Here is a 15689-nt window from a genome sequence, read left to right as displayed (position 1 = left end):
TGTCTATTTTAACATAATATATTATATTTTTATAACTGTTATAAGCAAAATATTGAGAATTTCATAAAGCCATAGATACCTAGTCAAATCCTTATCCAACTTGGGTTGCTATCCTGCTCCAAGAACTATATATTTTGTACTTCAGAACTAATGGTAAAGGCAACTACCTCCTTCTATACTGCTCTTGGCTGTACTACTATTTATTATTGTTGACTCCATATTATCAATTGAACATAGGAACAAAAGGTTACTCGATAATACAAGCTTACACTGCCTTTACCTACAACCCACAATTTTTAATGAACATGATTTTTTGTTATAGCTTTTTTTATTTGAAATGAAACTCTCAAAATTTGCTGCGTAGAAACCTAAGCTTTGGTTAGCTTCTAACTATTTGTTTCGTTCTGATAAAACAGGTGAATCTTTGTTTCGGTATCTAAAAGACATGTCTACTCCTATGACCTCCTCCAATATTTAGATACTGGTTTCAACTAGAGAATCTGATCTATTTCCTTAAAATAATTCTTGCTCCGTGTTAAAACCGTTCTATTTTTTTGATATCCCGAAGTCCATCAAATTTGATACAGTCTGAAATCAAAATTTTTCCCAGTAAAATTTATACCTTTAGGACAACCGAAAATGAATTTTTAAAATGAAAAGAACATCCAATCGTATCCCATCTATCACATTTGGCCCAATTATACTTCTTGTGTTGATTAGCTTATTTTTTTATTCCTGTGCAGAACAGGAAAAGGATGACACTCCATGGGTTTCTCTTTTTGATGGGGAAACATTGAACGGATGGACGCAAAAAGGTGGTGAAGCTACCTACGAAGTAAGAGAAGGTACCATTGTAGGATCTACGGTCTCCAACACGCCAAACTCTTTTCTTACTTCGGATAAAATGTATGGCGATTTTATCTTGGAACTGGAATACAAGGTAGACTCTAGTATGAACTCTGGCATACAGATACGTAGCAATAGCTATCCCCATTACAGAAACGGAAGGGTGCATGGCTATCAAATTGAAATAGACCCTTCAGACAGGGCTTGGAGCGCTGGTATTTATGATGAATCTAGAAGAGGATGGTTACATCCTCTTTCGGATGAAAACACCGCAGCAAAACAAGCCTTCAAACAAAACGGCTGGAACCACTATCGTATAGAAGCGCTAGGGGATACGCTTAAGACATGGATTAATGGTGTTCCAGCTTCCTATTTGGTAGATGACCAAACCGCCAGCGGATTCATTGGGCTGCAGGTGCACGCCATCAACAAAGAGCAAAAAGAAGGAACAGAAATCATTTGGAAAAATATTCGCATACTCACGGATAGTCTTGACAGGTATGCTCAAAATAGCCCTTTACCGTTAATAAATAATACAAACCGACTAACCAAAAACGAGTCTGACCAAGGTTGGGAAATGCTTTGGGACGGGCAAACGACCAAGGGCTGGAGAGGTGCAAAATCGGAAAATTTCCCAGAAAAAGGATGGGCTATTGAAGGCGGTGTCCTTACCGTATTATCGTCAGGAGGAGAAGAATCTGCTGCAGGTGGCGATATTGTGACCACAGAAAAATATAATGATTTTGAGTTAATGTTGGATTTTAAACTGACCGAAGGCGCAAATAGTGGTATTAAATATTATGTGGATACGGAACTGAACAAAGGTTCAGGATCTTCCATTGGTCTAGAGTATCAAATTTTAGATGACGAAAAACATCCTGATGCAAAAAAAGGAAGTCACGAGGGTAGTAGAACGGTGGCATCACTCTATGATCTTGTCCAAGCCGATGTAAACAAACCCACAAATCCTATTGGCGAATGGAACACAGCACATATTATCTCAAAAAACAATCAAGTAGAACACTACCTTAACGGAGCTAAGGTGCTGGAATACCAACGTAAAAGTGATATCTACAGAAAACTGGTATCCGAAAGTAAATACCTTACTTGGCCCAATTTTGGGGAATTGGAAAGTGGCCAAATTCTGCTACAGGACCACGGAGACCATGTAAGTTTTAAGAATATTAAAATAAAGCCACTAACCAACAACTAGACCATGACAAACAATAGAAGAGATTTCATCAAAAAGACAACAGCTGGCTCTTTGGCATTAACGCTGGGCGGACTACCATTTTCTGCGATGGCCAATGCTAGGATATTAGGGGCGAACGACCATATTAATTGTGCTGTCATAGGCGTTCGTAGTAGGGCAAAAGCACATGTATTGGCAATTCATGCCAATACCAATGCAAAAATTCTCTACAATTGTGATGTAGACGATGTCATCATAGAAGCGCATAATATCTGGTGCCAAAAGAATATCGGTTATGTTCCTAAAGTGGAAAAGGATTTTAGAAAAATACTAGAGGACAAAGATGTAGATGCGGTATTTATAGCCACTCCAGAACACTGGCATGCCCCAATGGCCATAATGGCTATGCAAGCAGGCAAACATGTATATATAGAAAAACCATGTAGTCACAATCCACATGAGAACGACCTCTTGGTCGCTGCGCAGAACAAATACAGCAAAAAGGTACAAATGGGTAACCAGCAGCGTTCTGCCCTAACGTCCATACAGGCTATTGAAGATATTAGAGCGGGAGAAATTGGCGAAGTTTACAAGGGAGAGGCCTACTATTCCAACAACCGTGGATCTATTGGAAAGGGAAACGAAATTGCTGTTCCAAAAACATTAGATTGGGACCTATGGCAAGGCCCCGCACCACGAGAGTCCTACAGGGACAATATACACCCTTATAACTGGCATTGGTTCAAAACTTGGGGAACTGGCGAAATGCACAACAACGGAACCCATGAGGTTGATATTTGTCGCTGGGCATTAGGTGTCGATTTACCGGAAAGTGTAACTTCCTTTGGTGGAAAATACACCTTTGACGATGACTGGGAATTTGTAGACAACCAACAGGTCACCTTTAAATATCCAGATAACAAATTTATTACTTGGACAGGCCATAGTCGCGGTGTCATTATGCCAGAACAACCAGGCCGTGGTGTAACCATTTATGGAAGCAAAGGAATTATACAATTAGATCGAAATTTCTACAAACAATTCGATTTACAAGGAAATTCCCTCAAGTTTGAATTTGAAAAAGCCCAAAGCGCTACAACGAATACGAGGGGGAAAGGAAACCTGGACGTAGACCATGTAGGTAACTTTTTTGATGCCATACGGCGGGATACCTCCTTGCATGCAGAGATTAACGACGCAAGCATTTCAACCATGCTATGCCACCTAGGCAACATGGCCCAGGATGCAGGCGAAACTTTAAAAATAGACCAAAAGACAGGAAAAGTACTTAACAATGAAAAAGTAATGAAAAGCTGGAAAAGAGAATACGCTAAAGGCTGGGAGCCAAAGTTGTAAACATATTTTGATTTTTGTTTGAGGTATTCTAAAAAGAATATTTTTAGCACCTTTGGGAGGCACGAAGCAAACTGTTCCTTTTATTCAAATCAATAAACAGATTGCTTCATGTTGCTTGCCTCGTGGCAGTACGGTTAGCATGGTTGGTTTAATTTAAATCACTAATATTGAGCATTAAAGACACTAAGGGCAATACACATCAAAGCACACTTACATATTCCTACGATACTGGCCACCAACAGCAAAGAGTGCATTGGTTATCTGACCTAGGGAGCAGTATTTCGCTACTTCCATAAGCTCCTCAAAAACATTCTCGTTGGCCATGGCCTTTTTTTGAAGTGCTTCCAATAAAGCAACTTGGTTTTCCCTATTGTGCAAATGCTCCAATGTTTTAATCTGATATTCCTTTTCTTCGGTGGTGGCCCTAATGACCTCATCCGGCAAAATAGTAGGAGAACCCTTGGAACTCAAGAAGGTGTTAACCCCAATAATAGGAAAATCGCCATTGTGTTTTAGTGTTTCATAATGCAAGCTTTCTTCTTGAATTTTATTGCGTTGGTACATGGTTTCCATGGCGCCCAGTACGCCTCCCCTTTCCGTAATCCTATCAAACTCCAATAGTACAGCTTCCTCAACCAAATCGGTCAGCTCCTCAATAATAAAAGAACCTTGTAGCGGGTTTTCGTTTTGGGTAAGACCCAGCTCTTTGTTGATAATCAATTGTATAGCCATCGCCCTTCTTACAGAATCCTCAGTTGGCGTGGTAATAGCCTCATCGTAGGCATTGGTATGCAATGAATTACAATTATCGTAAATAGCATATAATGCCTGCAAGGTCGTACGTATATCGTTAAAATCTATTTCTTGGGCATGCAAACTCCTACCTGAGGTCTGAATGTGGTATTTCAACATTTGCGCCCTTTCGTTTGCTCCGTATTTATATTTCATGGCCTTGGCCCAAATCTTTCTGGAAACACGACCTATGACCGCGTATTCAGGATCTATACCATTGGAGAAGAAAAAGGATAAATTGGGCCCGAAGGCATTGATATCCATCCCTCTAGAAAGGTAATATTCTACAAAGGTAAAACCATTAGACAAGGTCAATGCCAATTGCGTAATTGGGTTAGCACCTGCCTCTGCGATATGGTAGCCAGAAATGGAAACCGAATAAAAATTACGCACTGCATTGGTAATAAAATATTCCTGTACATCGCCCATGAGTCGGAGGGCAAATTCAGTCGAAAAAATACAAGTATTCTGGGCTTGATCTTCCTTTAGAATATCAGCTTGTACCGTACCCCTGATTTCAGATAGCGTTTTAATTTTTATTTGTTGATAGACTTCTTTTGGCAATACCTGATCTCCCGTAACCCCTAAAAGGAGTAAGCCCAAGCCATCATTTCCTTCAGGTAAATCGCCATGGTATTTGGGCCTTTCAGCATTGGCATACATGGCCTTGATTTTCTTTGTCACCGTTTGCTCCAGTCCTTTATCCAAAATATATAACTCGCATTGCTGATCTATGGCGGCATTCATAAAAAAGGCCAGCAGCATAGGTGCAGGACCATTAATCGTCATGCTTACCGATGTCATAGGGTCGGCCAAGTTGAAACCAGAATAGAGTTTTTTGGCATCGTCCAAGCAGCAAACACTTACCCCTGCATTTCCAATTTTTCCGTAGATATCCGGTCTATAGTCTGGGTCGTTCCCGTAAAGGGTAACGCTATCAAAAGCGGTGGATAATCTTTTTGCAGGAAGTCCCGCACTTACATAATGAAACCTTCTGTTGGTACGTTCCGGTCCTCCTTCCCCTGCAAACATTCTTGTAGGATCTTCTGCCGTTCTTTTAAATGGATATAGTCCGGCTGCGAAAGGGAATTCCCCTGGCACATTCTCCTGTAATATCCATTTCAATAAATCTCCCCAAGCTTCGTATTTTGGCAGTGCGATTTTTGGTATTTGCGAATGGGAAAGCGATGTGGTGTGGGTATCTATTTTTAATTCCTTATCACGTACTTTAAATGTATAAATAGGATTTTTATATCGGGCTACTTTATCCTGCCATTCCAGTATCAATTTCCAATTGTAAGGATCTAAATTCAGCTTTACGCTATCGAACTCTGCCAATAAAAGCGTACAAAGATCAGATGCACCGTTTGTTCGCTTAGCGTCGGTTTCCATTTCCAAGCCTTGCACCGTTAACTCAGGAAGCTGTCCACTTACCGATTCCAAGGTCTTATACATACCATAGAGCTTTTGTGCCGTTTGTGCCTGTGTTACCACATTAGCGTCATAAGACCTATTGCTTTCGGCTATTTCAGAAAGATAGCGTGTTCGGGCCGGTGGTATCACATAGATTTTTTCCGAGGAACCAGATAAAAAATCAATAGAAGAAAGCAATGGTGCTTTTGATTTTCCTACTAACTCGCCCAATACTGCGCTGTACAAACGGTTCATCCCTGGGTCATTGAACTGGGACGCAATGGTGCCAAAAACGGGCAAGTCGTCTTGTTTGGTATCCCAAAGATTATGATTTCGCATGTATTGTTTCTTTACATCGCGGTGCGCATCCAAGGCACCTCTTTTATCAAACTTGTTAATGGCCACCAAATCAGCAAAATCCAACATATCTATTTTCTCCAACTGGGTAGCGGCGCCGAATTCGGGTGTCATCACATAGAGCGATACATCGCTGTGTTCTATAATTTCGGTATCGGACTGACCAATACCAGAAGTTTCCAGAATAATCAAATCGAAATGGGACGCCTTTAATACTTCCACTGTTTTGTTCACATGCTTAGATAGGGCTAGATTGGATTGCCTCGTAGCCAAGCTCCGCATATAGACTCTAGAATCATTAATAGCGTTCATACGAATCCTATCGCCCAAGAGTGCGCCACCAGTTTTTCTTTTAGAAGGATCAACGGATATAATTCCCAAGGTTTTCTCTGGGAAATCCATTAGGAAGCGTCTCACTAATTCATCTACCAAAGAGGACTTACCCGATCCTCCCGTACCCGTAATTCCCAAAACAGGAGTTTTAGAGTCGGCCGCCGCAAGGGCAACCGATGCTAATGCATTTTTAGCCAAATCCGGAAAATTTTCTGCTGCAGAAATAAGTTTGGCTATGGCCTTATGATTCTTTTCGGGAAGCCTTTCAGCCTCGTTATGGATATTATCACCAACTGGAAAGTCCGATTGCTGTACCAAATCATTAATCATTCCCTGTAATCCCATTTCCCTACCGTCATCTGGGGAGTACAAGCGGCAGATACCGTAGTCCATTAATTCCTTAATCTCCTGTGGAAGAATGACACCTCCACCACCTCCAAATATTTTGATATGTTCACTGCCTCGCTCTTTGAGCAGATCATACATGTATTTAAAATATTCGTTATGACCTCCTTGATACGATGTAATACAAATAGCGTTCACATCCTCTTGGATGGCGGTATTCACAACCTCCCCAACGCTACGATCATGTCCCAAATGAATAACCTCCACGCCAGTAGACTGAATTATTCTTCGCATGATATTGATGGACGCATCATGCCCATCAAACAACGAAGCAGCCGTCACAATTCTTATTTTATGAACAGGCTTGTAAGCGGCTATATTTTTCATTATTAAGGATTTAGAATTACCGGACTCTCTCAAATTTAAGACTTTTCTCGTTAGTCAATAAAGTCAACACATGTGAATAATACCCTGGTATTTTTTAAAATAGTAGAGATTTTAAGCAGAATCACTACTTTAAACAAAAGAAAAGCATGATTTTAATAAAAAGCTTAGGGTTCCTATAATTTTAGGAAGACAATTGTTTCCTAAAAAAGTAAAACAATGGTATCATTGTAGCTCTTAGAGGTATGACTTCATTTTCCTGCCTTTAGGACAATAAGGCTTTTGTATGCGAAAAAAACTACTAAGAATTGGGATTGTTTTAGTTTCAGTTCCCCTTTTAGCCTTATTAATCTGTAACTCCCTCATCAACTCGTTTGCAGAAGGAAAAACCTACAGTAGCACTTCAGAAATTCCAAAAAATCAGGTTGGGCTGATACTGGGAACTTCTAAAAGAATAATAGGAGGTCAACCCAACCCATATTATGAAAATAGAATCTCGGCTACCGTTGCCCTGTATAATGCGAACAAAATAAATTTCATCCTAGTAAGCGGTGATAATGGAAGTATTTACTACAACGAGCCCACCACCATGAAAAAAGATTTGGTTGCTAAGGGAATTCCAGAAGAGTATATTTTTTTAGACTATGCGGGCTTCAGAACCTTAGACTCCATGGTACGAGCCAAAGAAGTATTCGGGCTTACCCAAGTTACGGTCATATCTCAAAAATTTCATAACGAAAGAGCTATCTATATCGCTGAAAAAAAAGGATTAAAAGCCATTGGTTTTAATGCAACGGATATTGCCTTCGAATCCGGAATACGCGTTCAACTTCGGGAATATTTTGCAAGAGTAAAAGTATTTTTAGATCTCGCACTAAAAGTACAACCACGATTTTACGGAGATAAAATCACCATTGAATAACTCATTTCCTGCATCATAAACATTAAATTAAAACCCATGTCCAAGACAAAAGCACTTCTAAAAAACCTAGGGCCAGGCCTTCTATTTGCAAGCATGGCCATTGGAACCTCACATTTGGTACTCTCTACCAAAGCGGGTGCACAATATGGCTGGCTTATGGTTATTCCTATAATTTTAGCAAATGTCTTAAAATATCCATTTTTCGAGTTTGGGGTACGCTACACTAGCATTACCAACAAAACCCTTATTGAAGGGTACCTAAACAGAGGCAAAGGATACCTGTTGTTCTACACGGCAATTACCTTGGTAACCACCTTTACCATCCTTGCCGCCTTATACACGGTAACTGCCGGTCTGTTTATTAACCTTTTTAAAATTGATGCTATAGCGATAAGCTCCATTGCCTTAGGTCTATTTGTGCTTATAAGTGGCTTGTTAATCATAGGTAAATATAAATTTCTTGAAATAAGCTTAAAATTTGTGGTCAGCATTCTGTTTATAGCATTGATCATTACTACCGCCTTAGTGGTTTTTCAAGGACAGGTAGAAACCGTTGCAGACTTTAGGCCTACACCAATCTTCAACGAAGTAGGGATTTTATTTCTTATTGGCCTCATGGGGTGGATGCCCACCACTGTAGAAGCCTCTAGCTGGGTAAGTCTGTGGAGTATTGAAAAATGGAAAAACCAAGAAAAACCTTCTTTAAAGCAATCCCTTCAAGAGTTTAACCTAGGGTATATTCTAACGGGTATCCTAGCACTATTCTTTATGACTATAGGATGGTTTACACTTTATGGGACCAATACTGTTCTCAGTGGTAATGCCGTTAATTTTGCGGATCAGGTGGTGCAGCTATTTACAACTCACATTGGGGCATGGGCCTATCTATTTATTGCCGTTTCGGCCTTTGCCACCATGTTCAGTACCTGCATGACGGCCCACGATGCCGTAACTAGAGTTAGTTTGGATATCATAGGTTTACTGAGACACAATAAACCCTCAATAAACACCAAGGTGAACTTTGCGATTGGAGTGGTCGTATTGGCAGTTATCAATTTTATAGTTATAGCTGCGTTCGGAGCAAATATGGGAAATCTTGTGGCTCTCGCAACGTTTGTTTCTTTTGTAGTAGCCCCAATCATAGGTTACATGAACTTAAAGAATGTCATGAGTAACGACATTCCTCTGGAACATAGACCAAACAAAAAATTACGAGTTTTGACCTACTTAGGAATTGTGTTTTTATCCTGTTTTTCTTTGTACTATTTCTATGTGGTCATTTTCTAGTTGAAACCTATTACAAATTATGATTTATCAACGCACTATCTTTATAAAGGTACGTTCGTTCTGTTTATGTAGAAAATCCAAACAATATGCTCCGTTTACGCAATTGTTAGTCAATTTTTCTTCTCCATAACCCAAAGCTTCAACTATAGTAGTCTGAGAAACACCTTTTTTAATCAAGTACGATTGTATAGCCTTAGACCTGCTCTGGGAAAGCTTTAAATTACTTGAAGAGCTGCCTTTGCTGTCAGTATGGGTAGCTATCGCCAGTCGTATTTCTGGAAACTTTCGCGCCATCTCCACCACTTTATCTAACTCTAAAGCAATAGCTGCATTGACTACACTTTTACCCTTGTCAAAATAGAACTCACTAAGTTTTATTACTTTCTGACCCTCTTTTTCCTCCACAAGGTCATCAAATACCTCGAAACCAATGTTAAACAGAACACCTTTTAAATCCCTCATTTGTTCCGGGGTTAAGCTCATAGAAAACATGGAATGCTTTTCTTTGGAAGCCTTAATTGTAATTCCTTCCTGCCAAGGAATTTCTAAGGAAAAAGCACCAGCCTCCTTGGAAGATAATTCTTTAATTATCTCTCCTGTTGTGTTTAGAACAGTAATCTGAACCTGACTAATTCCATCATTGGAAGATGAATTTAGAGTCTTCCCTCTTAAAGCAAAAGTCTTTAGGCCAGGAATGCCATTAATTTTAAATCCGTAAATATCGTCTCCCCCTTTACCACCCTCTCTGTTCGATGCCAAATAGCCTAAATACGTGTCTTCACCACTTTCCTTGATAATGAACCCAAAATCATCTTTAGGCGTGTTAATCCCTTTACCCAGATTCACCGGAATACTATAACCGCTATCCAACGTTATATTAGACTTGTACACATCCATGCCTCCTAAGCCATAAAAAACATCAGAAGAAAAATAAAAATCACCTTTAAAGAGGTAAGGTGAAATTTCATTTCCCGGAGAGTTTATTCTAGGACCTAGATTTGTTGGAGCGGACATAATCTGTCCGTTGTTGGTAGTCACATAATAAATATCTGTACCGCCGTAACTATCATCAAAATTTGCTGAAAAGTAAAGGCGATTACTTTCAGCATCAAAAAAAGGATAGTAAAACGATGTACTCAAATCCCGTAAAAGAAATCTAAAACCACCGCTCTTATCTAGCATACCTAATGACAAGGCATTTTTTCCATTATCATCAAAGGCCATTTCATCATCTTCGGTATTGGAAAGGATATAGAAAATATTTTGTAATTCAACCGAATAATATGGCGTGGATTTATGGAATTCAGAAAATGGAATTTTCGAAAAAGTCGAAGCATTGTTGACAGCTCCATTTTCATCAATTGAAGCGGCATAAATGTCTAGGTAAGATTCCCCTGTGGGTATATATGTGTTTTTAGCATCCCCAAAGCGGCTACTACTAAATAAGAGTTCATCCTTATAAAATGCAGGTGACGTATCTGCTTGCGGACTATTTATAGGAACATTAAAAAGATTAAAATGAAGATTACCCTTACCGCCTTCCATAAGCTCGTAATTAAAGCTTGAGTTTTCTATTAATTCCGATGAAAGCACTGTAGACTTGGTTCTCAAAAAAGTGATTACCCGCTCTTTATCGCTGGTTCTGGTAAGGCTTTGTAACATTTTATTAAACCTATGAACAGACATAGTGGTGTCTTTCTTGTTGCCCTCCAAATAAAGTTTTGACGCATTCTTATAAGATTCCATCTTAAAATAGGCATCTGCAAGATTTAGATTTTGGGAATCGCTCAACGGATGCTTTAAGCGTTGTTTGGTATAGGCTTCAATCGCATTTTGGTATTCATAGGCATAAAAGTAGTTATCTCCTTTAGACCTGTTTTCCTGACCAAGACACAGGAAGGTCGCAGTACTAAAAAAAATAAGGAATATGTTCCATTTCATCTGTTGCTATTTAAAAGAATCTTGGGGAATCTATTTGTTTTGGTTTCCCTTTTGAGTTTCCGTTTTTGTCTTTCTTTGAATTTGAACTGCTACCACCTCTACCTAAGTAGAATTTAAGTATTACCTCATGGGAACCTTGATTAAATTCTCCTAACGGATTTGTATTATAGTCGTAAGAGTATCCTACGAACATACTGTCTGATATTTGAAATCCTGCAAGACCGCTAAACGCATTCTCCACCCGATAAGAAATACCAGCCGTAAACACATCAGATATTAAAAAATTACTTGATAGATTGATGTTAAGGGGAGCACCTCCCAATGAATTTATTAGAAAGGCAGGTTTAAACTTTAAACCATCGGATAGATTAAACACATATCCACCAATAAAATTGAACTGTAATTTATCTTCTACAACAGTGGCTACTTCGTCGTTATAAATACCTTGTGTAAGAAAGTTTGGAACGGAAGCACCAATATACCACCGATCTCCGTACATAAAGGTACCAGCGCCTACCGTAGGATAGAAATTATTAATACGTTCCAGACTCAGTGGCTCTCCTGGGTTTTCGAAGGTGCCTTTGCTAAAATCAACATTCAAAAATGAACCGCCAGCGTCAATTCCAAAAGACAACTTGGTCTTATCTGTCACTTTTACTTGATAGGAATATGAAATATCCGCATATGTTTGCGTAACAGGACCTAGTCCATCATTAACAATATTGATACCCAAACCCATTTTTTCATTACTTAAAGGGAGGTTCGCCCCAAATCGAATAGTTCTAGGAGCACCCGGAATGTCTATCCATTGCGCCCTATAAAGCGCAGTCAATTCTGGAGTTTCAACCGTACCCACATAAGCAGGATTAAAACTACCTATATTGTACATATATTGCGTGTACTGTGGCTCCTTTTGCCCAAACACGACGGTCGTTACCGAGCAAAGCATAAAAAGCAAACAGGGTATAAAAGTATATTTCAATTTAAAATGTAAAGTATGCATCATTGCTTTTATCTAATCAACTGAATCCAACCTTTTTCCGTCACTTCGGCGGCACCATCTAGAATGTACTTCATTACATAGAAATAGGTGCCTTTAGGCGCTTCCTTACCTTTATAGGTGCCGTCCCAGACATCCCCGTCGTTCACTTTACTTATTTCAAAAATCTGACTTCCATAGCGATCAAAAATAACGATGTTATAATTGATAGAAACATCGATTCCCGTTTGTGGATTTGTTAGATTTATTCGCAAAATTTCGTTCTGGCCATTACCGTTCGGTGAAAACTGATTGTATAAGAACCCCGGAAATGCAGCTGTTTTTTCAATAACAGAAACACTTACCGTGGCTATATTATTTATAACATCTCCATCACGAGGTGATGACCTAGCCAAACTTGCAGTATTTAGTATTTCCCCTATTTCTAAAACTTTTATTGTGATGAACAAAGTAGCAGTCTCGTTTAAAGCTAGTTGGGGAATACTCCAATCTCCTGTAGCTTCGTCAAAAGTTCCCTTGTCCAAACTTGAACTTATAATATCAAAATTTACAGAAATTGGGTCAAACGCGTCGTTAATGATTATTTGTGATATTGCACCTTGCGAGACTTCATCGTTTTCAGACTCATTGGTTACCGTGATTTTATATACAACCTCATCATTTACTAAGGCTACATCGGTTAAAGCATTTTTGGTAATGACCAAATCTACTCCTTCTATAATGGTTGTTTCTATGACCACGATGTCTGAAACATCATTACTTGCGTTTTCGTCTATAGGAGTAGATTCTAATAATTGGGCCGTATTTGTGTACGTGCCTCCTTCAACCACCGTTACAACAATAGCTAAGGTTGCACTCCCTAGGGCTGGAAGGTTTTCAATCAGCCATTCTCCAGAGACTTCATCGTAGACCCCTGTGGATACTGATTGGGAAACATACTCAAAACCATTTTCCAACAAATCTCCTACGCTAGCTATGTCTACCACCTTATCCGTTAAATTGTTAACCGTAATAGTAAAAGTTACCACATCACCAATAAGCGCCGCAAGGGTGTCAGCAGTTTTTGTTATTTCCAAATCAACTGGGCAATCTGCACTTGAATTATTAGGAATACAGGGATTCTCGTTGGCGGGATCTTGTTGGTCATTTACCCCATCACTATCCGTATCCAAAATATTTGAATCCAACGCATCTATAATGCCGTCATTATCTTCATCCAAAGGGTTATTTATATCTGAGCCCACCTCAACACCATCTTCAATACCATCACCATCGGTATCTGGATTATCAGGGTCAGTTCCCAAAGCCACTTCTTGTCCAGTTACAAGACCATCTAAATCATCATCCGTATTACAATCGCTTACCGATATAATAATATCTACTGTTTCCGCAGTACAGGGTGCTGTAAAATCGGTGGTAGTAAAGGTAAAGACATAGTCCCCAGAAATGAGTCCGGCAAAGTTTACTTCATTATTACCGTTGATAGTCACGGAATTTGACATGTCGGTTTTTACGCTCCAAACACCTGTACTTGCGCCTGTTAATCTGTCATCCAAATCGGTAATGGTTGGACCATTGGTAGTAATATTGCATACGGCACCATTTGTGGCGGTTCCCGTGCTGGATTGATTCCCTACGGTCACTATAATTTCCTCGCGTACCGAGAAACAACCACCTCTTGTTGCTTCGGCAAAAAAAGAAGTTGTTTGTGTTAACTCTGGAGTAGAATATTCTGGACCAGAGGCTATTGGCGTATCTGCATCACTAGCTTCATACCAATTTATGGTAGCCCCAACACTAGAGTTGGCACTTAACAAAACGGTTCCTGGACCACATCTTTCAAAATTCAACACCGTTAAGGTTGGAATAATATTGCGCACAATCTGCACTTCAATAGTTTCACTTGCACAGTTATTCGCTACATCATAGAAGAATCCATAATAAGAAGCCGGAGTAGGAATTTTCTGTGCTTCGTCAAGCGATAAATGGGATCCGATATTTAATGGGTTAGAATCTGGGCTCCATGTCAATACAGATACTCCTGGAGCTTCTGTATTTGTATAATCATAAAGATTAGCAGCAATTACACTAGTTGCAGAAGTAACGCAATAAAGTGTAGAAACATCTGTATCTAATATTGGAGCAGCCAAACAATTATCGTCATCTTCAATAGTGGCGATTCCTTGGGGATCAATAATAGAAATGAAAGGACTGCCGGAAGAAATAAGGTTAACAAAAAATGTTTCGTCAGATTCCAACAAAGAATCGTCAATAATAGGGATGCTTATGGTCCTGGTTTGATTATTTCCCGCTACAAAAGTCACCGATGAAGACGTGGCTGTATAATCTTCTCCTGAAACTGCGGTGTCATCACTGGTTTGATAGGTCACCGTTGTCTCAAAAAAAGTGTTCCCGTTTAGGGTAATCGTAAATGTTGCCGTACCGTCTTGTTCATTTACAAAAATATCATTAATGACCAAGCCGGCTGCGTCATCATCGGTAAAGCTGCTCGTACCAATGTTATCGGTCGTACTTATAGTGGCGTTCGCGCTTGGGACACTCAGGGAAACACTAATGTCTTCGTCCGCCTCAACACCAGTATCTCCATTAGTGGTCACAGGCACCTGTTGGGAAAATGTATTCGTACCTGCCAAAAAAGTCAAAAAATCACTAATGCCGTCTTCATTACCTCCGCTTATCAGATATTCAACCGTTATATCATTGGCAGGGTCGGAAGTATCTATAGTTATTGTAAAGTTTAGTGTCGCTGTCCCCGTATCACCCTCGTTTACTGGTGTCGGGTCGTTGATGCTGATTATAGCAATATCGTCGTTCGTAATCGTGCCCTCCCCTTGGGCATCGGTTATGGTTGCATTGACAGGTGCGCTCAGGTTGACCAAAAAGTTCTCGGTGCCCTCGATTTTAGTATCACCGTTCACCTGCACCGTTACCGTCGTACTCGGGGTGCCAGCGGTGATCGTACCGCTACCGCCTAAAACCGCAACATAATCACTATCCGCTAGAGTCGCAGTACCATTAGCCGTGTTATAGGTGAAGCCGATGTTAGACGCGGCATTGCCGCTGCCATCTACACTGACTGTAAATGTAAAGTTCTTAGTACCTGTATTCCCTTCCGTTAAACTCACATTGCCGATGCTAATCGCATCGGAATCGTCATTGGTAATCGTACCTTCCCCTTGCCCATCGGTAATCGTCCCGTTAACAGGTGCGCTCAGGTTGACCAAAAAGTTCTCGATGCCCTCCACATTCGTGTCTCCGTTAACCTGCACCGTTACCGTCGTGCTCGGGGTGCCAGCGGTGATTGTACCGCTGCCACCAGAAACCGCAACATAATCACTATCCGCTAGAGTCGCAGTACCATTAGCCGTATTATAAACGAAGTCGATGTCCGACGCGGCATTGCCACCGCCATCCACACTGACTGTAAAAGTAAATGCCGTTGTGGACGCATCGCCTTCAGATAAGGTAAGGTTGTCGATGCTAATCGCATCCGAATCGTC

The 15689-nt window shown here is 40.1% G+C and carries 8 protein-coding genes; 4 read left to right on the top strand and 4 right to left on the bottom strand.

What is annotated here, in order from left to right; genetic code table 11:
- Positions 1 to 652 precede the first annotated feature (652 nt).
- Both Q360_RS0117660 and Q360_RS0117655 read left to right on the top strand, forming a co-directional pair.
- Positions 653 to 2059, top strand: a complete 1407-nt coding sequence (locus tag Q360_RS0117660; protein ID WP_036196276.1) for a 3-keto-disaccharide hydrolase — start codon at positions 653 to 655, stop codon at positions 2057 to 2059.
- 3 nt (positions 2060 to 2062) lie between these two features.
- Positions 2063 to 3394 (top strand): Gfo/Idh/MocA family oxidoreductase, encoded by a 1332-nt coding sequence (locus Q360_RS0117655; protein WP_027078257.1) that lies wholly within the window; start codon positions 2063 to 2065, stop codon positions 3392 to 3394.
- Between the two features lie 210 nt (positions 3395 to 3604).
- On the opposite strand, the gene Q360_RS0117650 is transcribed toward Q360_RS0117655, so the two are convergent.
- Entirely contained in the window at positions 3605 to 7021 is a 3417-nt protein-coding gene (locus tag Q360_RS0117650; RefSeq protein WP_027078256.1) for a methylmalonyl-CoA mutase family protein, read from the bottom strand.
- A 283-nt stretch (positions 7022 to 7304) separates the two neighbouring features.
- Here Q360_RS0117650 and Q360_RS0117645 point away from each other — a divergent pair, with 283 nt between their 5' ends.
- Together Q360_RS0117645 and Q360_RS0117640 are read left to right on the top strand one after the other, a co-directional pair.
- Positions 7305 to 7940: a SanA/YdcF family protein gene (locus Q360_RS0117645; protein WP_027078255.1), complete on the top strand. Its 636-nt coding sequence runs from the start codon at positions 7305 to 7307 to the stop codon at positions 7938 to 7940.
- 36 nt (positions 7941 to 7976) lie between these two features.
- Positions 7977 to 9227 carry an NRAMP family divalent metal transporter gene (locus Q360_RS0117640; protein WP_027078254.1) on the top strand — a complete coding sequence of 417 codons (1251 nt, stop codon included), beginning with the start codon at positions 7977 to 7979 and terminating at the stop codon, positions 9225 to 9227.
- A gap of 27 nt (positions 9228 to 9254) precedes the next feature.
- Here Q360_RS0117640 and Q360_RS0117635 read toward each other — a convergent pair whose 3' ends face one another.
- From Q360_RS0117635 to Q360_RS24900, 3 genes are all read right to left on the bottom strand, one after another.
- Positions 9255 to 11168 carry an OmpA family protein gene (locus tag Q360_RS0117635; protein ID WP_027078253.1) on the bottom strand — a complete coding sequence of 638 codons (1914 nt, stop codon included), beginning with the start codon at positions 11166 to 11168 and terminating at the stop codon, positions 9255 to 9257.
- Between the two features lie 10 nt (positions 11169 to 11178).
- On the bottom strand, positions 11179 to 12174 hold the full coding sequence (locus Q360_RS0117630) for a PorP/SprF family type IX secretion system membrane protein (RefSeq protein WP_316931544.1): 996 nt from the start codon (positions 12172 to 12174) through the stop codon (positions 11179 to 11181).
- Positions 12175 to 12179: 5 nt separating this feature from the next.
- Positions 12180 to 15689 (bottom strand): Calx-beta domain-containing protein (locus Q360_RS24900; RefSeq protein ID WP_169734670.1); only part of this gene is annotated, 3510 nt, incomplete at its 5' end.

It is taken from the genome of Maribacter antarcticus DSM 21422 (assembly GCF_000621125.1).
GTDB classification, from domain to species: domain Bacteria; phylum Bacteroidota; class Bacteroidia; order Flavobacteriales; family Flavobacteriaceae; genus Maribacter; species Maribacter antarcticus.
Note: the sequence above shows the minus strand (reverse complement) of the source record. Positions and strands in the feature narration are given on the sequence as shown.